Origin of the sequence: Nocardia suismassiliense (assembly GCF_900269665.1) — a bacterium.
Classification (GTDB): domain Bacteria; phylum Actinomycetota; class Actinomycetes; order Mycobacteriales; family Mycobacteriaceae; genus Nocardia; species Nocardia suismassiliense.
In genome coordinates this window covers 4,424,819-4,444,499 of the sequence record NZ_LT985361.1, presented here as the reverse complement: position 1 = coordinate 4,444,499, position 19,681 = coordinate 4,424,819, and the positions used below count along the sequence as shown (strand labels likewise).

The window sequence follows — 19,681 nt, the reverse complement described above, 5'->3', positions numbered from 1 at the left end:
GCGCCCTCCAGCTGATTCAGCTGGAGGGCGCCTTCGTTAGTCAGTCGGCAGAAACGACTGCCCTAATCGATCCCTGTCACTCGGCGTACGCCTCGAGCGGCGGGCACGAGCACACCAGGTTACGGTCGCCATAGGCCCCATCGATCCGGCGCACCGGCGGCCACACCTTCGCCCGCGCATGCCCGAGACCCCGTGGGTAAACAGCGGTTTCGCGGCTGTATGGGTGCTCCCACTCCCCGACCAAGCTGGCCGCCGTATGCGGCGCACCACGCAGCGGGTTGTCGGTAACCGGCCACACCCCGGCCGCCACCTGATCGATCTCCTTGCGGATCGCGATCATCGCCTCGATGAAATCGTCCAGCTCGGCGAGGTTCTCGCTCTCGGTGGGCTCCACCATCAACGTGCCCGCCACCGGGAAGCTCATTGTCGGCGCATGGAACCCGTAGTCCGCCAGGCGCTTCGCCACATCGTCGACGGTGACACCGGTCTGCTTGGTGATCTCCCGCAGATCCAGAATGCACTCGTGCGCGACCATGCCGTGCTCGCCGGTGTAGAGCACCGGGAAGTACTCGTCCAGCCTGCGCGCGATGTAGTTGGCCGACGCGATCGCCGTCAAGGTGGCGCTGCGCAGCCCGTCCGCGCCCATCATCCGGATGTAGGCCCAGGTGATCGGCAGGATCGAAGCGCTACCGTAGTTCGCGGCCGACACCGCGTGCGAGTCGGTCACCAGCGGATCGCCCGGCAGGTACTGCGCGAGGTGCGAGCGGACCGCCACCGGGCCGACGCCCGGACCGCCGCCGCCGTGCGGGATGCAGAACGTCTTGTGCAGGTTCAGGTGGCTCACGTCGCCGCCGAACTTGCCCGGCCGGGCAAGGCCGACAAGGGCATTCAGGTTCGCGCCGTCGACGTACACCTGACCGCCCGCGTCGTGCACCAGCTCGCACAGCTCGGCGACCTCGTGCTCGTAGACGCCGTGCGTGGACGGGTAGGTGATCATGATGCAGGCCAGCCGGGCGGCGTGGTCGGCGATCTTGGCCCGCAGGTCGTCCAGGTCGATATCGCCGTTATCCCGGCACTTGACCACCTCGACGCGCAGCCCGGCCATCGCCGCCGAGGCCGCGTTGGTGCCGTGTGCGCTGGACGGGATCAGGCAGGTATCCCGGTGCGTGTCACCACGATCCAGGTGGTAGCGCCGGATCGCCAGCAGGCCGGCGTACTCGCCCTGGCTGCCCGCGTTGGGCTGCAAGCTCACCGAGTCGTAGCCGGTGATGGCGCACAGCCACTGCTCCAGATCGGTGATCACCTGCAGCAGGCCGGGGGCGTCCTCGACCGGCGCGTACGGGTGCACGCGGGCGAAGCCGGGCCAGGTGATGGCCTCCATCTCGGCGGTCGCGTTGAGCTTCATGGTGCAGGAGCCGAGCGGAATCATGCTGCGGTCCAAGGCGATATCCTTGTCCGACAGCGACCGCAGGTAGCGCAGCATGGCGGTTTCGGTGTGGTACTTGGTGAAGGCCGGGTGGTCGAGGAACTCGGAGGTGCGGTTCTCGATCGCGGCGACCGGGGCCGGCTCGTTCTGCTCGGCCGACAGTGTGGTGCCGAAGGATTCGAGCACGGCCGCGACATGCGCCTCGGTGGTCGCCTCGTCGCAGGCGATGCCGACATGATCGGCGTCGACCAGGCGCAGGTTGATCCCGCGCGACTTCGCCTTCGCGACAACGGCTTCCGCGCCGCCGGGCACGTGCGCGAGCACGGTGTCGAAGAAGGTGTCGTGCACGACCGCACCGTCGAGCCCGGCGGCGATGGTGGCCGCGTGCCGGTGCACGCGGCGGGCGATCTCGCGCAGCCCGTCGGCACCGTGGTAGCTCGCGTACATCGCCGCGACGATGGCCAGCAGCACCTGTGCGGTACAGATGTTGGAGGTGGCCTTCTCGCGCCGGATGTGCTGTTCCCGGGTCTGCAACGCCAGCCGGTAGGCCACGTCGCCGTCGGCGTCCACCGAGACGCCGACCAGTCGGCCCGGCAGCTGCCTGGCATACGCCGTGCGCACTGCCAGATACCCGGCGTGCGGCCCGCCGAAGCCGAGCGGCACACCGAAACGCTGGGTGGTGCCGAAGCAGACGTCCGCGCCCTGGTCGCCGGGCGAGGCGATCAGCGTCATCGCCAGCAGGTCCGCGCCGACCGCGACCAGCGCACCGCGCTCGTGCGCCGCGCTGATCAGCGACGTCCAGTCCACTACACGGCCCGACGCGCCGGGAGCCTGCACGAGCACGCCGAAGAACTCACCCTCGGGCAGCTCGCCGCCCGCCAGATCCGCCGGAACGAGCTCGATACCCAGCGGCTGGGCCCGGGTGGTCAGCACGGTTTTGGTCTGTGGGAACAGATCGGTGTCGATGACCAGGCGCATCGACTTGGACCGGCTCGCCCGGTGCAGCAGGGTCATCGCCTCGGCGGCCGCGGTGGCCTCGTCGAGCATGGACGCGTTGGCCACGTCCATGCCGGTCAGCTCCGACACCATGGTCTGGAAGTTGAGCAGCGCCTCGAGCCTGCCCTGGCTGATCTCCGGCTGGTACGGCGTGTAGGCCGTGTACCAGGCCGGGTTCTCCAGCAGGTTGCGAACCAGCACCGGCGGGGTCAGCGTGTCGTAGTAGCCGAGCCCGATCATCGAGGTGGCCACGGTGTTCGAGTGGGCGAGCCCGGCGAGTTCGGTGAGCACCTCGTGTTCGGTTGCCGCGGGGGGCAATCCGGTCAGGCCGGAGCCGTCGAGGATGGTGGCGGGCAAGGCCTTCGTGGCGAGCTCGTCGAGCGAGCCGACGCCCACGACGTCCAGGATCCGGGCGAGTTCGCCCCGGTCGGGTCCGATGTGGCGATCGGCGAATGAGCGAGTCACGGCAGCTCCCATTGGGTCGGGCGGGTCGACGGCGGTCGACGGGTACCAGCCCTCCCCCTCTGTTTTGTTGCCTGAGAGATTCGGATGCCGCGGCCTACTCGTAGGCCGAGCCCCTTTCCCCATCGGCGGGCAGCCCGAAGCCACCGCTTTCCAGAGGCGCCCAAGCCCGCACGGTCCCTGTTGCCTGAGAGATTGACGGGGAGGTGCTGCTCCTTCGGCGCCCGGACTCTGACGAACCCGGGACTCTCCCGCACGGCGTTGGCGCGCCACCAGTTTAAGCCGATGACACGCCGGAACGTGTCACTGGTCCCGTCCCGGCGGTGTCGCGCTCGTCACGTGCAGGTCAGGGTCGTTCCAACAGGAACATAGCTAGATGCGCATATCTACTTAACAACATGTATTTTGGAACTCCATAAGCCCGGCCCCGGATCCCCGCCTTCTGCCCCAAAAATCAAGTGCCACACAGCACAACACCCCGCTACCCTCGACATGTCGGGGAGGCGGGGTGTTGTTTCGGTTGGCTACTCTTAACCGGTCTTGCGGCTCATCCGCGCCTTGCGCCGGTAGGACAGCTCGTCCTCCGGCCGCTCCGTCACCGCGGACGCGCGTTCTGCGGGGAAGTTGGCGATGGCGCCGGTGAGCTCATGCATGGCTCCGCTGATGGCGATGCCGAAGACGCCTTGCCCGCCCTGCAGTAAATCAACTACCTCCTCGGCCGAGGTGCACTCGTACACCGAGGTACCGTCGGAGAACAGGGTGATGCCCGCGAGGTCCTGCACTCCCCTGCTGCGTAGGTGGTCGACCGCGATGCGAATGTTCTGTAGCGAGATGCCCGCGTCGAGCAGCCGCTTCACGATCTTGAGGACGAGGATGTCCTTGAACGAGTACAGCCGCTGGCTCCCCGAGCCTGCGGCGCTGCGGATGGAGGGCACCACCAATCCGGTGCGCGCCCAGTAGTCGAGCTGCCGGTAGGTGATCCCGGCCACCTGGCATGCACTGGGTACCCGGTAGCCGACCAGATCGTCGGGAACCGAGTCGTCCGGGAACAGGCCTGGCTGTACCACATCCTGCGATTGCTCTGCCACTGACCACTCCCTTGCTTCGCCGACGGCTAGCCTCATCGATGACCCGGCTCCGTTTCGACCACTGCTTGTACTGACGACCTGGCCAAAACGGACGTGGCCCAACTATCGAGATTACTCCCCTTGATTGTCCAGGGAGCACCATCATCGAGCCAAACGCGACGCGCGGTTAAAGTCTCGACCTCTGGTTCAGCTCCGCGCGTCGTCGGCGTGGCGGCACCGGGGCGGCGGATGGGCCGCTCAGCTGTCGGTGGCCTTGAAGTCGTCCGGTGAGACAGATTCGAGAAATTCTTTGAACTTCTCCACCTCGTCCTCGCGCTCGTCCGGCATGACCAGCCCGGCCTCCTCGAGCACCGGCTCCTCGGCGTAGATCGGGCAACCGACCCGCAAGGCGATCGCTACCGAATCCGACGGCCTGGCCGAGATGTGCAGATCGTTCTCGAACACCAGGTCCGCGTAGAAGGTGCCTTCCTGCAGGTCGACGATGCGCACCTCTTTGAGGGTGTGCCCGAGCTCGGTGATCAGGATCTTGATCAGATCGTGGGTCAACGGGCGGATCGGGGTCACCCCCTCCTGCTCCAGCACGATCGCGGTCGCCTCGGCCTGCCCGATCCAAATCGGTAGGTACCGATCCCCCGATACCTCACGAAGCAGCAGTACGGGTTGGTTCTGTGGCTGCTCGACACGAATGCCGATTACACGCATCTCACTCATGCCTGCACCTCGCTGACGCTCGGCTCCGGCATGAGCGAAGCACGCTGTGACATGACTCGTTCGCTGCGCTCACTCATGCCTGCACCTCGCTTACAAGATTTCGCCCCGGCACGCGCGACACACGCTGTGACATGATTCGTTCGCTACGCTCACTCATCGCACTGCCTCCCAATACTCGCCGGCCGCCCGGCACGACCACCGCCCAGCTCGCCGTACCAACGAGTCTAGGCGAACCCGCGCGGGTGCAGTGATCGGTGTGCACAGCCGAAATCGGCGTGTTGGATGACCGAAACATGACACGGATCGCGCGTCGGCGGTCGAACGGGATGTTCAGCCGCCCAGCGACGTCCGCACCGACGACTTCACCAGACAGGTGTGCAGCGTCAGCGACAGCGCCGCGAGTTCGCGCACTGTTTCCTCGGCTCGGGCGCGGGCACCGGCATCCCGGCTCTTCGCGATGGGGGCGGCGATCTGTGCGACCAGCGCGGCCTCCCGATCGGCGGCCAGCTTGAACGCACGCAAATGCCGTGCCTCCAAACCGAATTCGGCCATCGCCTTGGCGGTCCTGGCGAGCGTCACATCGTCGCCGTCGAAGAATCCGGCCGGGCCGGGCGTGATGAGATTCGCGCGAACCAGATCGTTGAGGAAGGTCTCGTCGATGTCGGCCTGCGCGAGCAGATCCGCGCGGGTAAGCCGTATTTCGTGATCGAAACGCAGATCGTCGGGGGAAATCTCGCTGGGCACCACGCCGAGCCTCCTCGGCGCCGCGGCACCGTTCCGATTTCCGCCGGTGGTGGCCGGGTGCTCGGAGTCGGACACTGCCGACTCCGACGCACCCGCACGGCCGGAGTGCGCCCGGGCGCGGGCTTCCCGCACACCGAGCGTCGCCGCACCGCTGTCGATCGCTTCGAGTTGTTCCTTGATCACCTTCAGCGGCAGGTACTGATCGCGTTGCGCGGTCAGCACGAACCGAAGCCGTTCACAATCGGCGACGGAGAATCTGCGGTAGCCCGAGGGCGTGCGCTCCGGCCGGATCAGGCCTTCCGCTTCGAGGAAGCGGATTTTGGAGATGGTGACGTCCGGAAAATCGGGGCGCAGCAGGTCGAGCACGGAGCCGATCGACATGCCTCCGCGGGCCCACTGCGCCGCGCCCGTCACTGCGCCGAATCCGTCACGACACCGAGTTCCTGCATGACCCCGAGCCCTTCACGTCTCGAAAGAACCCAGCGTCGCGTGCTCATAGGCTGCCTGCACCCGCAGACGGCTCGTTCACCTGGGCCCGCGGTCCGGTGAGGAACACGAGACGGAACTTGCCGATCTGTACCTCGTCGCCGTTCTGGAGTTCCGAGGAGTCCACCGGCTCCCGATTCACATAGGTGCCGTTCAGGCTGCCCACATCGACAACCTGGAACGAATCGTCGTCCTGGCGGAACTCGGCATGCCGACGGCTGACGGTGACGTCGTCGAGAAAGATGTCACTGTCGGGGTGGCGGCCCGCCGACGTCGTCGGCTGATCCAGCAGGAACCGCGAACCCGCGTTCGGGCCGCGCTTGACGACCAGGAGGGCCGCACCAACGGGCAGACCCTCGACCCCTTGGACCGGCTGTTCACCGGTCGGCTCTCCGGAGCGCGACGCGTCGACCTCGTTCAGGAAATCCGCGCGGAAGACCGACGTCGTCTCGGCCGCGGTCTCCCCGTAACCCGGGTCTTTGTTCTCGCTCACCGTTTCTCTCCTCCTCGAACCTGATTATCCATGCAAGCAGGTGATACCTGTGGCACCACGACCTGCCGTCGAGTCCCTAGATTCCCGACAATGACTGTCGGCGCATCTGTTGGCATTGACCGTACCCTGCCAGGGCGTGCCCGTGCAGGTAGAACCGGGAAGGCTGATTCAGCCCCCGATAACTCCTTGATAACCTGCCGCATCCAGCAGTTCACCGAGGGTGGTGTCGAGGCTCGCGGCGTCCGCGACCTCGAGTTCGAACAGCCATCCGTCGCCGTACGGATCGGTGTTCAGCGTTTCCGGCTGCTGCACCAGATCCTCGTTCACCGCAACAACTTTCGCGGCGATCGGGGCGTAGATGTCGGACACGCTCTTGGTCGACTCGACCTCGGCGATGCTGTCCGCGACGACGACGTCCTTGTCGGTTTCGGGCAGCTGCACGAACACAACGTCACCGAGTTGAGACTGTGCATAGTCGGTGATGCCTACCCGAACCCGGGTCGGGCTGATCCGCTGCACCCACTCGTGCTCCTCGGTGTAGCGCAGATCTTCGGGGGTCTGGGTCACAGGCCGTCCGTCCTTTCCGTTGTGATCGTGTGGGCGCAACTCTATGCGAGGGTCGAGACAATGTTCGACCCGACGCCGTCGGTCAGGTCGAGCGGTGTGGCACAGCCGGTATCGCGCGGGCGACGGCGATCGCCTTACCGGTGTAGAGCAAGCCGGTCCATACATACACCGCCGTGCCCCAGACCAGTAATGCCCCACCGAAGGCGCGTCCGAAACCGTCCAGCGCCCAATCCATCTCCCCGGCCAGCAACCAGGGCAACGCCGACATCAACGCGAAGGTGGCCGCCTTGCCGAGATAGATGACATCGGGCGGGGGCAGATCGCGGCGTTTGTACACCGAGAGTGTCAGGGTGAGAACCAGATCGCGGCCGACCAGGATGACCGCCACCCACCAGGGCAGCAGCCCGCGGACCACAAAGGCGGCCAGGGTCGTCACCAGGTACAAACGGTCCACGAACGGGTCGAGCAGCGCGCCCAGACGCGAGGATTGATCGAGCAGCCTGGCCAGCTTGCCGTCCAGGAAGTCGGTCACTCCGCTGGCGATCAGCAGCACGAACGCCCAGCCGTCGGCGTGTTCGACCAGCAGCAGCCACAGGAACAGCGGAACACCCAGCAGCCGCACGACACTCAGGACATTCGGGACGGTGAGGATGCGGTCGTCGAACACACCGCCTGCCGCACCGTCGGTGTCGGCGCGCTCCCCCGGTTCCGTGGTGCCCGATTCGGTTGTCACGCCCCGTGCTTACCGCACCGGACCCGTTCGACGCCATCCGGGCACGCCGGTTTCCGCGATATCGCCGGGTAACGATGGTTTCCGCCACAGCCCGCGCGGTGACAGAATGAGTATGAAATCGTCTCATCGGCCGGTACGGTGAGTGACCGGCCCGATGGGCCGGTGAACGAGAGGAAGTCATGCCCGCATTCGACTACGACGTGGTGGTGATCGGCTCCGGATTCGGCGGCAGCGTGAGCGCGCTCCGGTTGACCGAGAAGGGGTATCGGGTCGGCGTGCTCGAGGCGGGCCGACGCTGGCCCGCCGAGGACATCCCGAAGTCGAATTGGAATGTGCGCAAATCGATTTGGGCGCCGCGCTTGGGCCTGACCGGACCGCAGCGGAGCAGCGTGCTCGGCAAGTGCGCGGTGTTCTCCGGCGCGGGCGTCGGCGGCGGCTCCCTGATCTACGGCAACACCCTGTACGAGCCGCTGTCGAACTTCTACACCGACAAGCAGTGGGCCCACATCACCGACTGGCGGGCCGAACTCGCGCCCTATTACGACCAGGCCCAGCGAATGCTCGGCGTGGCGCCGAACCCGCGGCTGACCCCGGCCGACGAGGTGATCCGCGAGATCGCCGAGGACCTCGGCGTCCCGGAGACCTTCCATCCGACCAATGTGGGTGTGTTTTTCAACGAGAGCGACCCGGGCACCGAGGTCGACGACCCCTATTTCGGTGGCGTCGGCCCCCGCAGGCGCGGCTGCGTGCACTGCGCGCAGTGTTTCACCGGCTGCCCGCACAACGCCAAGAACACCACCACCACGAACTACCTCTACCTGGCCGAACAGGCCGGCGCCGAGGTGCATCCGCTGACCACCGCCACCGAGGTCCGGCCGCTGCCCGAGGGCGGCTACGCCGTGCGGACCGAGCGCTCGGACCGCTGGGTGCGTAAGGAGCGCAAGACCTTCACCGCCGAGCAGGTGGTCTTCGCCGGCGCCGCGCTGGGCACCCAGAAACTGCTGCACAAGATGCGCGACGAGGCGGTGCTGCCGAACCTTTCGCCGCGCCTGGGCGAGCTGACCCGCAGCAACTCCGAGGCGATCCTCAATGTGGTGAGCCGCTCGCGCCGCGACTTCGCCGAGGGCATCGCGATCACGTCGTCGATCCATCCGGCCGAGGACACCCACATCGAGGTGTGCCACTACGGCAAGGGCCAGAACGCGCTGTTCCCGATGTCGGTGCCGATCGTGGACGGCGGCGCGTTCCGGTTCCTGCGTTTCCTGCTCGCCATCCTGGTGCATCCGCTGGTGTTCCTGCGCAGTCTCAATGCCAGGCGCGCCTCGGAGAAGTCGGTGATCCTGCTGGTCATGCAGTCGCTGGACAACTCGCTGACCTCGTTCCGCAGGCGCGGGCTGCTCAAGACGAAACAGGGCACCGGCGAGCCCAACCCGACCTGGATCCCGATGGCGCACGACATCGGCCGCCGGTTCGGCGAGAAGGTGCACGGTGATACGCACGGGCTGGTGATGGACGTATTCAACATCCCGGCGACCGCGCACTACATCGGCGGCTGCGTCATCGGGGACACCCCGGAAACCGGTGTCGTCGACCCGTATCAACGGGTGTACGGCCACCCCGGCCTGCATGTCGCGGACGGCTCCGCGGTGACCGCCAACCTGGGCGTCAACCCGTCGCTCACCATCACCGCGCAGGCGGAGCGGGCGATGGCGTTCTGGCCCAACAAGAACGAGGCCGACCCGCGTCCGGAACTCGGGGCGGCATATCAGCGGATCGCCCCGGTGCCGCCGCAGCAGCCCGTGGTGCCCGAGTCCGCCCCCGGCGCGTTGCGGCTGCCGATCACTCCGGTGGATCGCACGGTGCCCGCCACCTGAGACCGGTGGTGTCGCAGCCGACAGCTGGGGTTATAGCCGTGCGAACGTGGTGAAACCGACACCCGCACCGGCTCCGGCAACGGCTAGCGTCAGCAGCGTGTCAGACAGTCGTATCGATCTACGCTCCTACGTTCCCGCGGCGGAGGTGCGGGCCCGCGGCGAGGCCGTGCGCGAGCGCGTGCCCGTCGATGCCAGGGATCGGGCCGCCGAGGGCGCTCGGCGGCCCGATGTGCTGGAGTTCATCGCCGCGAGCAATGCGGGCCGGATCACCCACCTGGTGCCGCTGCGGATCGGCCGGATGATGGCGTCCCCGTTCACCTTCTACCGCGGCGCGGCCGGGCTGATGGCCGCCGATCTCGCGGACGGACCCGACACCGGGCTCACCGCTCAGCTGTGCGGCGACGCGCACGCGGCGAACTTCGGCCTGTACGGCACGCCACGCGGCGAAATCATCATGGACATCAATGATTTCGACGAGACCATCGTCGGCCCGTGGGAGTGGGATCTGGAGCGCCTCGCGGCCAGCCTGGTGCTGGCGGGCCGGGAAAGCGGTGCGGGCGAGGACGACTGCCGCACAGCCGCCCATGACGCGGCCCGCGCCTACCGGCTCGTGGCGGCCCAGCTGGCCGAGCAGCCGTTTCTGGAATCGTGGAGCGCGCTGCCCGATGAATCGGTGCTGGATCAAGCCGCCGCGCACGATCTGATCGATGACTTCAAGAAGGCCGCGAAGAAGGCGCGTAAGAACACCAGCGCGAAGGTGGTGGCCAAGTGGACCGAACGCCTCGATGATCACCGCACCGGGATCACGAAGCACCGATTCATCAGCGACCCACCGATTCTCACCGCGGTCGACGATCGGCTGGCGGCCGCCGTCACCGACGGCCTGGAGCGCTACGCCGGCACGCTGCGCGAATCCCGGCGCAACCTGCTCGCCCGATTCGCGGTGTCCGACATCGCCTTCCGCATCGTCGGCACCGGCAGCGTCGGCCTGCACACCTATGTCGCGCTGCTGCACGGCAACGAGGGCGAAGATCTGGTGCTGCAGCTCAAGCAGGCCAACCCGTCCTCGCTCGCCCCGTTCCTGCCCGCGCCCCGGCCGAAACACGAGGGCAAGCGAATCGTGCAGGGCGCCAGGCTTGTTCAGTCGGAGACCGACATCCTGCTCGGCTGGACCAGTGTCGACCCGACCGGTGACGGCACCGAAATCCCGTTCATCGTCCGCCAATTCCGCAATCTCAAGGGCAGCATCGACCCGGCCGGGCTGTCCGCGTCGGACCTCGACGACTACGGCAGGCTGGCCGGCGCGCTGCTGGCCCGCGCGCATGCGCGCTCGCTCGATCCGCGGCTGCTGGCGGGCTACCTCGGCGACGACGAACGGTTCGAGAACGCGGTCGCGAATTTCGCGGTCCGCTACGCCGACCGCACCGAATCCGACCATGCCGCACTGGTCGAGGCGGTCAAGGCGGGCAAGTTCGCGGCCGAACTGCCGCAGTGAGCGCGGCACCAACACGCCGACTGTTGCCATGGGGGCGGCGAACTCGCCCGCGCACCTCGTATCCTGTGCACTGTCGAGTGTCGACGTGAAGGGCGGTCGTCAATGCTGGTGCGAGTGCAGAACGCGGCAGGCACCAATGCCGAGCGGGCGCTGATCGATTGGCTGCGCACCTGGAAGGACCCGGACAGTCCGCACGGTGTCGCCACCATCAACTGCAGTCTGTTCCACCGGGATCGGCTGCACCAGTTCGACGCGGTGGTGTGGACGCCGACCAGCTGCGTGGTGATCGAGGCCGAGGCGCTGGTGGCCCGGCAGGACGGCGTGCTGGAGATCCCGCTCAACGGTCAGTGGACGATCAACGGCGACCCGGCCGCGATGGAGGGCCGGGACCGGCGCACGCCGCTGGAGAAGTCACGCGAGCACACCTTCGCGTTGCAGAGCTGGCTGGCCGACCGCGGCCTCGGGCAGCGCGCGGTGCACGGCCTCGCGCTGGTGATGCCGCTGCGCGGGGCCGAGCTGCAGATCAAGCAGGCCTGGAGCGACCCGAGCTTCGACGTGATCCTCGGCGACGATCCCGGCAGGCTGCGGCACTACTTCGACTCGCTCGCCGAGCAGGAGAAACACCTGTGGACGGCCAACGACGTCGCCATCGCCTTCCGCGGGCTCGGCATCCTGCCCTACCTGCCTGCCCCGCAGGAGCTGTTGAACGAGGGCTTCCTCGGCCCGATCGACATCACGCTGTGGCACGGCGGGCCGAATCAGGCGCAGGCCGAGGCGTATGCGGAGGAGCTGGCGCAGGCCGAGCGGGAGGCCCAGAAGCCGGTGTACGCGGTCGCGGCGCCGTGGTACAGCCCGTGGAAGCTGTATCCGCGCGAGACGCGCGACATGGATTTCGGCCGGGCTTTCATGCGGATCACGCTGGCGGTGGGCATGGTGATCGCCTTCGCGTGGGTGCTGTGGTTCGTGATCAGTGTGGTGCTGACCTACGGGCCGTAGGCCGGTTCGGGGCTATGTCTTGCGCGCCACCGTGATTCGCGGCAGCTCGCCCGTCTGCTCGTCGAGCGCCGGTTCGCCGCGCCCCGCCTTCTCCGTCGCGGGCTGCGAATCCCGTTCCACCACCAGCGCGACGTGCAGCCGTGACGGACAGTCCAGCTTGATCATCACCTGGCGCACGTGATTGACGACGGTCCACTCCGAAATTCCCAGCTGAGTGGCGATCCGCCGGTTGGTCAGGCCGGTAGCGACCAACCTGGCGATCTCGCGCTGCCGGTTGGTCAGCGCGGCCAGCGGCGATCCGTCCGGATCGGGCAGCGTCGGGCCGGCACCGGCGTAGGCCACCGCGTCCGCGAGGCTCATCTCCCCCGCCTTACGCATGATCTCCCGGAACCTGCCCTCGCCCAGGGCGTTTCGGTGGTCCGCTTCGCGGGGTGCCGGATCGCCCGCGCCCAGCTGCGGTATACCGTGCGTGGCCCGCAGCTGCCTGGCCGCGAGCAGCAGCGTCACCGTCGGCTCGGCGTACTCGACCCCGGCCGCGTCGTAGGCCATGGCGCAGCCCTCCAGCGCGACGATCGCCTGCAGCGCATGCGTTTCCAGATCGGCGGCGGCTAAATTCTCGCGATAGAGCGCCTGGGCACGGTCCGCGGTCCGCGCGCCGATCTGCGTGCGCGCCAGCGTGTTCAGCCCGATCAGCCGCGCCGTGCTGTCCAGTCGCCGGGCCCGGTCGCACAGCCTGGCCAAGACCTCGGTGTCGCGCGTGGGCGGGTCCGGAATACGCAGCAGCATGGCGGTGCCCCGGAGCCGGGACGGCCACGGGCCATCGAGTTCGTCGGCGTACTGCGACGCCACCGCCACTTGCGCTGTGGCGGCGGCCCGCTCCCCGAGCCCGATCAGCACCGCGATCAACACAACGGTGACCCGGGCGGCGTCGACGTGTTTGCCGAAACGGCGGTACGCGGCAGCCGAATTCGTCAGCAGCTCGACCGCCCGCCCCAACCGCCCGGATCGGCCGGCCCAGGGGCCGAGCACCTCGAGGCACAGCGGCGCGGTCACACCGGGATCCAGCGTGCCGCGGTCGCTCAGCTCCAGCGCCTTGGCCAGGACCGACTCCAACTCCGACTGATAACCGTGCTGGATCCACGCCGATTCCAGCTGGGCCGCCAGGTGCACGGCGCGTTCCGGACGCCGGGTGTCGATCAGATAGTGCACCGCCGAGAGAAAGTCCACGATCTGCTTGCCCGCGGCCGCCAACGCGTCCGCCCGGTGCTCCTGCTGATCGAATCGTGGTCCGATGTACTCGGCGAGCCGGCACAGCCGGTCCACGTGATCCTCGCGGATCGCGGTAGCGCGCAACGGATCAGCGGCCAGCACCTGGCGGCAGTAGGCCCGCACGGTGGCGAAGAGCCGGTAGCCGTGCCCGTGCGGCCCGCTGGACAGATGGTCCAGCAAGCTGCGCTGGACCAACTCCGCCATCGCGACCGTGGTCTCCTCCTCCGGCTTACCTGCCACCAGGCAAGCGATATCGGTGTCGATCTCCGACTGGTACAGCGACAGGCGCAGCAACAGGTCGAGCACCTCCGGGGTGACACTGCCCAGGCCCCATTCGACCGCGCCGTGCAGGGTCCGGTGCCGCGCGGGCACGTCGACGAAGGACGGCGACCGCAGGTCCGCGCCCGCCTCGATGCGGTGCAGGGTGCGCACCGGGCCGATCCGGGCGATCGAGCCCGCGGCGAGTTCGATGGCCAGCGGCACGCCGTCGAGCTCGCGCACGATCTCGTCGAGCACCAGCCGATCGGCCACCGCGGCCGTGCCCCGGTAATGGCTGTCGATGCTGTCGAGCAACAGCTGGGCGGCGGGCGCTGAGCCCGGGTAGTAGTCGACGGTGTCGCAGCCGGTGCGCAACGGGCGCACGCACAGCACACATTCGCGGTACAGGTTGAACGGGACACGGCTGGTCGCCACGAGCACCAGGTTCGGGCAGTGCTCCAGCAGGCGCGCCACATCGGTGGAGACCTGCTCGACCACCCGATCGCAGTTGTCCAGCAACAGGATTGCCCGGCAGGTGCCGATCCTGGAGGCCAGCACGGTCAGGGCCGCGTCCGGGTCGAGGTCTTGCGGCGCGCAGGCCAGCGAGCGACGACTCGCCTTCGCCAGCACCGCGTTCCACGTGCTCGCCCGGTCGGCACACTCGCCGAGATCGACCATCGCGTCGAGGCAGCTGTGGAACGCGCTGTCCGAGAGCGCCTCTCGGGCCAGCCGGGATTTGCCCACACCCGCGGTCCCGGTGAGGGTGAGCAGCCGGACCCGGGGATCAACGAGCAGTCGACCGACCTCGGCGAGCTCAGCGGCCCGCCCGATGATGGTCGGAAGCCGATACGTGCCGGCCAGCGTAGGCCTGACCTCATCGCCCACCATGGGTACCTCTCAGTCACCTGCCACGGAACGGACGACCGCGCAAAATACGCCCGAGCCACAATGCATCCAGGCCGACCGAGCCGGAGATATCGATCGGCGAACCGGAATGTTCACTGATCGAATACGACGATACCAAGTCCTCGCAGCATCGCGAGGTGTTCAACAGATCTCCGAGTTGACCTGGGGCTGCGGGGGTTTCGACGGCCTACCGAGTTCGGTCGAACGACCATCGACTTCGCCCCCAACCCTCGGTCGGGTAGCAAGAACCTGTCAGTAGTTATGGTCGACCGGTGTTCGGACTACGGCAAGACGTCAGCACCGGGGGCGCGCTGCGGCTCGGCGGCATCGCACTGGGCGGCACCGTCGCCGCCGTCCTGCCCGCGACCTTCCCGCCGGACGGCGGCCCGACGTCGCTCGATCGCGATCTCGCCGCCCCGATCCATTCGGCGTTCGACACCCGGCCGGGCCTCTACCAGGCGTTCGTCATTCCCAGCAACGCCTACATTCTCGTGCCACTGTTGCTGCTCGCCGCCGCCTGGTTCGGTTATCGCGGCCGATGGTGGCGGGCCGCAACCATGGTGGTGGTGCCCGAACTCGCGCTCGGCTTGAATACCTGGCTCTGGAAACCGCTCTGGGATCGGCCCTTACACGACTACCTCGCCTATCCCAGCGGGCACACCGTGCATCTGGTCGCGATCGCGACAAAGTTCATCGTGCTGATCGATTCGATCCGAGCTCGGCTCATCGCGCTCGCGGTGGCAGTCGTGACACTGCTCGCGGTCGCCGTCGGCATGGTCGGGCTCGATTACCACCTGCCGACCGACATCATCGGCGGCACCGCGGCGGCCATCGCCATGGCGCTCGCGCTGGGCCTGCTTGCGCAAACCCTTGGTGCCGATCGAGAAAGATGGTAGAACTTGTTCTAGTTCAGCCGATGGGAGCGTGTGCGGTGCGGTACGGGATTGTGTTGTTCACCAGCGATCGAGGCATTACCCCCTCGGCAGCGGCGGCGGCCGCCGAAGATTCCGGTTTCGACACGTTCTACGTGCCGGAGCACACCCACATCCCGGTGGTGCGGGCCGCGGCGCATCCGCAAACGGGCGACGCCAGCCTGCCGGACGACCGGTATCTGCGCACCCTCGATCCGTGGGTGGCGCTGGCTACCGCGGCCGCCGTCACCAGCCGGATCGGCTTGTCCACGGCGGTGGCGCTACCCGCCGAGCACCATCCGATCACGCTGGCCAAGACCATCGCCTCGCTGGACCATCTGTCCGGCGGCCGGGTCAGCCTCGGCGTCGGATTCGGTTGGAACACCGACGAACTCGCCCACCACGGGGTGCCGCCGGGCAAGCGCAGGACGGTCCTGCGCGAGCACTTGGACGCGATGCGCACCATCTGGACCGAGGAGGAGGCCAGCTTCGCCGGCGATTTCGTGAACTTCGGCGCGAGCTGGTCCTGGCCGAAGCCGGTGCAGAAGCGGATACCGGTGCATCTCGGCGCCGCAGGCACGGAGAAGTCGTTCACCTGGCTGGCCAAGCACGCGGACGGGTGGATCACCACGCCGACCGAAGACGGGGTGGACACCAAGATTGCCCTGCTGCACCGGATCTGGCGCGAGCACGACCGGGCGGGCACGCCGGAGGTGATCGCGCTGGCCGGTCGGCCGGACCCGGCACAGCTGGCGCAATGGACCGAATTCGGTGTCACCGAGGTTGTTTTCGGGGTGCCGGATCGTTCGGCGGATGAGGTACTCGCTTATCTGGGCCGGCTCGCCGGGAAACTCGGCATCGGCTGACGGGCCTAGACACCCCGACCGCAGTACGCCGTGCCGCGACGACCGCGGTCGTCTCGTCCGGGACGGTCGCTCCGGCGGCGCGGGTTCCGGTGCGCACCATCTGTCGATAACCTCTCGTTGCGATGCCGACGGCCCGCGCACTCTGTTGAGTGCACGGGCCGGGCGACACGGCGTCAGCGCAGATCGCGCCTGCGGAAAGCGACGATGCCGACCGCGAGCAACACTGCGGCGATGCCGAGGAGCCAGAGCACCGGGGCGGCCTGGAACTCCGCGCCGGGCAACTTCGGCGGGTGCACGAACGGCACGAGATCGACCAGCCACTGCGGCAGCCCGTCCAGCGAGCCGATGAAGAAGATCACGATCAGCACGCTCAGCACACCCCAGGCAATCGGAGTGAAGCGCGGAGCGATCCCGTAGATCGCCACCGTGATACCCGTGAACACCCACACCGCGGGCACCTGGACGGCCGCGGCACCCACCGCGTCGGTCAGCTTGCCCGCCATATCGCCGTCGGTCGCGCCGTAGACCACGCCGATCGCCAGCGCGGCCACCAGCAAGAGCAGCGCGGGTCCCAGTAGCGCGAAACCGATGTGGCTCAGCGCGTATCGCTCCCGGCTCACCGCTCCGGCCAGGGTGGATTCGGCCCGCTGACTGGACTCCTCGTCGTGCAGCCGCAGCACGGCCGAGACGGAATAAGCGGCGGCGCCCGCGGCGAGCAGGGTGAGCGCGAGGGTGATGAACGAGTTCTGCAGCATGTCCGACCCACCCATCCGGGTGACCAGGTCCTGCACCGTCGAGTTGCCGTCGACCATATTGCCGACGCTGCGCACCGCCCCGCCCATCAGCAGCCCGTACAGCAGGAAGCCGATGGTCCAGGCCAGCAGCGAGCCCCGTTGCAACCGCCACGCCAGTCCGGCCGGACCGGACAGCGCGGGCGCCGCCGACGGTGGGCCCGGTCGCTCGGCGAGCAGGCCCGAGCCGGTATCGCGCCGGCTCAGCAGCACATAGGCCGCCGTGGTGGTGAGCGCGGCCAGCACCAGCAGCGGGATCAGGATCCACCAGCGCTCCTGCGCGAAGGCCCGCATCTGGATACACCAGCCGACCGGCGAAAACCAGGACAGCACACCGTTACCCGCGTCGCCGATGGCCCGCAACGCGAAGGCCGCGGCGAGCGCGCCGAGCGCCACACCGCGGGCGATCCGCGCGCCGGTGCTCACCTGCGCGGCCACCGCCGCCACTCCGGCCCAGGCCAGGCCGGAGCAGGCCAGCGTCACCGAGAACGCCGCCGACCCGGTGAGCGGCAGGTCGTTGCTGTACAGCATTGCGGTGGACAGGATTCCGACAACCACACAGCCGAACGTGGCCATCAGCAGCACCGCGGTGAGCCCGGCGAAGCGGCCGATGCTGGTGGCGCCGACGAGTTCGGCCCGGCCGGTCTCCTCTTCGACCCGGGTGTGCCGGATGACGGTGAGGATGGTCGCGATTCCGATCATCGCGAAGTACGGCCCCGCCTTCCACAACGCCATCGAGCCGATATCGGTGCTGAACACCGGCCCGTACATGGCGACGAGCGCGGGACTGTCGGTGATGGTCTTCGCATAGTTGTCGAGATCGGCTTGCGTGCCGTAGACGCTCTTGGTGCTCGCGACATAGAAGGCAGGCAGCAACCCGAACGCGATCACCCACAGCGGCAAGACGATTCGGTCGCGGCGCAGGAACAGGCGCAGCAGTTGGCCGGTGCCCGCCAGGTCGGCCGAGCCACGCACTGCCGGAGCGGCGTAGTGCCTCCCCGCGGTTGCCGTTGTCATGCGCCCACCTTCTCCCCGTTCTTCGTCGCGTGCGCCGAGGCGTCGCCGTCGACGTGGTAGTGCCGCATGAACAGCTCTTCCAGGGTCGGCGGTGCGCTGGTCAGGCTGCGCACGCCGGCGTCGCCGAGCACCCGGATCAGCTCACCGAGGTGCTCACCGTCCACCTGGCAGCGCAGGGTCGAGCCGTCCCGCTCGATGTCCTCGACGCCGTCGATGCGGCTGAGATCCCCTGGGTCACCCGTTAATTCGGCGGTGATCGAGGTGCGGGAGAGGTGCCGCAGCTCCTGCAGCGAGCCGCTCTCCACGGTGCGTCCAGCCCGGATGATGGTCACCCGATCGCAGAGCGCCTCCACCTCGGACAGGATGTGGCTGGACAACAGTACGGTGGTGCCGCGCTGCTTGGCTTCCTCGACGCATTCGCGAAACACCTGTTCCATCAACGGATCCAGGCCCGAGGTCGGTTCGTCGAGCAGCAACAGTCGAACGTCGGACGCGAGCGCGGAGATCAGCGCGACCTTCTGCCGGTTGCCCTTGGAGTAGGTGCGCGCCTTCTTGCGCGGATCCAGATCGAACCGTTCGATCAGTTCTTCGCGCCGTTCGGCGTTGATGCCGCCGCGCATGCGGGCGAGCAGGTCGATCGTCTCGCCGCCGGACAGCGACGGCCACAGCGTGACATCGCCTGGCACATAAGCGAGTTCGTGGTGCAGCGCGACCGCGTCGGACCACGGGTCGCGCCCGAGCAGTTCGGCGCGGCCGGAGGTGGCGCGCAGAATGCCGAGCAGGACGCGGATGGTGGTGGACTTACCGGCGCCGTTGGGGCCCAGGAAGCCGTGGATCTCGCCCTCGCTGACCGTGAGGTCGAGGCCGTCCAGTGCGGCGACATGACCGAAAGTCTTACGGAGATTGTTGATTTGGATGACCTCGGACATCAATGCTCCTCGATGAAAGTGTCCAATAGCGTGGGGTCGGTCAGGATGCCCTGGGTGTAGAACTCCAGGGCGGGGGGTGTGAGCTCCTCGGTCAGCTCACGAATCGCCTTGCGGAAGTCGAGCTTTTCGCCGGGCTGCTGATGCATCTGCACCCACAGCAGGGTCGCGCCGACGTTGAGTGTCATCAGATATCTGGCACGCGCCGCCGGGTCGCGGCTCGGTTTGAGCGCGCCCGCATCGACGCCCTGCTGGATGTAGATCTCGGCATCGGCGACCATGTGCTCGAAAAGCGACCGAGCCATCGGCCCACCCGCCTGCAGGCTGCGCACCATGTAGGCGACCAGTGGTCCGTACACCTCGATCTCGGCCAGCGCGGACAGCATGCCTTTCGCCACACTCTGCGCGGTGATCGCCTTGACCTTCTCGTCGCGAATCAGCTGGAGCACCCGCTCGTCACAGGCGGCGCGCAGGCCGTCCTTGGAGCCGAAGTGATGGTTCACCAGGCCGGGCGAAACGCCTGCCGCCTGGGCGATCACGCGCACGCCGACCTGGAAGCCCTGGTCGCCGAAGACCTCGATCGCGGCGTCACGGATTCGGGCCGCCGTGGTCAGATCCGCGGCGGGTCCTTGCGGTAGGGGCTGTTCGTTAAACACATGTTCAATA

16 protein-coding genes and 1 riboswitch are annotated in these 19,681 nt (G+C 67.8%); of the genes, 5 read left to right on the top strand and 11 right to left on the bottom strand.

From position 1 onward, the window contains the following. Nucleotides 1-76 precede the first annotated feature (76 nt). The 7 genes from gcvP to DBO33_RS19855 form a co-directional block, all read right to left on the bottom strand. Nucleotides 77-2,899 carry an aminomethyl-transferring glycine dehydrogenase gene (gene gcvP / locus DBO33_RS19885; protein ID WP_107656387.1) on the bottom strand — a complete coding sequence of 941 codons (2,823 nt, stop codon included), beginning with the start codon at nucleotides 2,897-2,899 and terminating at the stop codon, nucleotides 77-79. Nucleotides 2,900-3,048: 149 nt separating this feature from the next. Then, a riboswitch (glycine riboswitch) is annotated at nucleotides 3,049-3,148 on the bottom strand. A gap of 266 nt (nucleotides 3,149-3,414) precedes the next feature. After that, a complete protein-coding gene (locus tag DBO33_RS19880) occupies nucleotides 3,415-4,008 on the bottom strand; it encodes a MerR family transcriptional regulator (RefSeq protein ID WP_107656386.1) in 594 nt (197 codons plus the stop codon). A 201-nt stretch (nucleotides 4,009-4,209) separates the two neighbouring features. Then, entirely contained in the window at nucleotides 4,210-4,683 is a 474-nt protein-coding gene (locus tag DBO33_RS19875) for a bifunctional nuclease family protein (protein ID WP_069160942.1), read from the bottom strand. 330 nt (nucleotides 4,684-5,013) lie between these two features. After that, on the bottom strand, nucleotides 5,014-5,808 hold the full coding sequence (gene ftsR, locus DBO33_RS19870) for a transcriptional regulator FtsR (protein WP_107660421.1): 795 nt from the start codon (nucleotides 5,806-5,808) through the stop codon (nucleotides 5,014-5,016). 112 nt (nucleotides 5,809-5,920) lie between these two features. After that, nucleotides 5,921-6,406: an oxoglutarate dehydrogenase inhibitor Odhl gene (gene odhI, locus DBO33_RS19865; protein ID WP_040734653.1), complete on the bottom strand. Its 486-nt coding sequence runs from the start codon at nucleotides 6,404-6,406 to the stop codon at nucleotides 5,921-5,923. Between the two features lie 168 nt (nucleotides 6,407-6,574). Further along, nucleotides 6,575-6,973 (bottom strand): glycine cleavage system protein GcvH, encoded by a 399-nt coding sequence (gene gcvH / locus DBO33_RS19860; protein WP_107656385.1) that lies wholly within the window; start codon nucleotides 6,971-6,973, stop codon nucleotides 6,575-6,577. A gap of 82 nt (nucleotides 6,974-7,055) precedes the next feature. Continuing rightward, nucleotides 7,056-7,640: a CDP-alcohol phosphatidyltransferase family protein gene (locus DBO33_RS19855; RefSeq protein ID WP_107660420.1), complete on the bottom strand. Its 585-nt coding sequence runs from the start codon at nucleotides 7,638-7,640 to the stop codon at nucleotides 7,056-7,058. Between the two features lie 245 nt (nucleotides 7,641-7,885). Here DBO33_RS19855 and DBO33_RS19850 point away from each other — a divergent pair, with 245 nt between their 5' ends. The 3 genes from DBO33_RS19850 (at nucleotide 7,886) to DBO33_RS19840 (ending at nucleotide 12,071) form a co-directional block, all read left to right on the top strand. Further along, nucleotides 7,886-9,580 (top strand): GMC oxidoreductase, encoded by a 1,695-nt coding sequence (locus DBO33_RS19850; protein WP_107656384.1) that lies wholly within the window; start codon nucleotides 7,886-7,888, stop codon nucleotides 9,578-9,580. Between the two features lie 97 nt (nucleotides 9,581-9,677). Continuing rightward, nucleotides 9,678-11,075 (top strand): DUF2252 domain-containing protein, encoded by a 1,398-nt coding sequence (locus tag DBO33_RS19845; protein ID WP_107656383.1) that lies wholly within the window; start codon nucleotides 9,678-9,680, stop codon nucleotides 11,073-11,075. Between the two features lie 102 nt (nucleotides 11,076-11,177). Further along, nucleotides 11,178-12,071: a nuclease-related domain-containing protein gene (locus tag DBO33_RS19840; RefSeq protein ID WP_107656382.1), complete on the top strand. Its 894-nt coding sequence runs from the start codon at nucleotides 11,178-11,180 to the stop codon at nucleotides 12,069-12,071. Between the two features lie 12 nt (nucleotides 12,072-12,083). On the opposite strand, the gene DBO33_RS19835 is transcribed toward DBO33_RS19840, so the two are convergent. Then, nucleotides 12,084-14,483 carry an ATP-binding protein gene (locus tag DBO33_RS19835; protein WP_159080371.1) on the bottom strand — a complete coding sequence of 800 codons (2,400 nt, stop codon included), beginning with the start codon at nucleotides 14,481-14,483 and terminating at the stop codon, nucleotides 12,084-12,086. Between the two features lie 293 nt (nucleotides 14,484-14,776). On the opposite strand from DBO33_RS19835, the gene DBO33_RS19830 reads away from it, so the two are divergent. Next, nucleotides 14,777-15,400 carry a phosphatase PAP2 family protein gene (locus DBO33_RS19830; protein WP_234390928.1) on the top strand — a complete coding sequence of 208 codons (624 nt, stop codon included), beginning with the start codon at nucleotides 14,777-14,779 and terminating at the stop codon, nucleotides 15,398-15,400. Between the two features lie 35 nt (nucleotides 15,401-15,435). Beyond that, nucleotides 15,436-16,281 carry a TIGR03619 family F420-dependent LLM class oxidoreductase gene (locus DBO33_RS19825; protein ID WP_107660418.1) on the top strand — a complete coding sequence of 282 codons (846 nt, stop codon included), beginning with the start codon at nucleotides 15,436-15,438 and terminating at the stop codon, nucleotides 16,279-16,281. 173 nt (nucleotides 16,282-16,454) lie between these two features. Here the strand turns inward: DBO33_RS19825 and DBO33_RS19820 are convergent, their stop codons facing one another. The 3 genes from DBO33_RS19820 to DBO33_RS19810 are packed head-to-tail and all read right to left on the bottom strand — an operon-like array spanning nucleotide 16,455 to nucleotide 19,671. Further along, nucleotides 16,455-18,089, bottom strand: coding sequence for an ABC transporter permease (locus tag DBO33_RS19820; RefSeq protein WP_107656380.1), 1,635 nt, complete (start codon nucleotides 18,087-18,089; stop codon nucleotides 16,455-16,457). Then, nucleotides 18,086-19,018 carry an ABC transporter ATP-binding protein gene (locus tag DBO33_RS19815; RefSeq protein ID WP_107656379.1) on the bottom strand — a complete coding sequence of 311 codons (933 nt, stop codon included), beginning with the start codon at nucleotides 19,016-19,018 and terminating at the stop codon, nucleotides 18,086-18,088. Before DBO33_RS19815 ends, DBO33_RS19820 begins: the two co-directional genes overlap by 4 nt. Next, a complete protein-coding gene (locus DBO33_RS19810) occupies nucleotides 19,018-19,671 on the bottom strand; it encodes a TetR/AcrR family transcriptional regulator (RefSeq protein ID WP_107656378.1) in 654 nt (217 codons plus the stop codon). The genes DBO33_RS19815 and DBO33_RS19810 overlap by 1 nt, the downstream gene beginning before the upstream one ends. Between the last annotated feature and the right edge of the window lie 10 nt (nucleotides 19,672-19,681).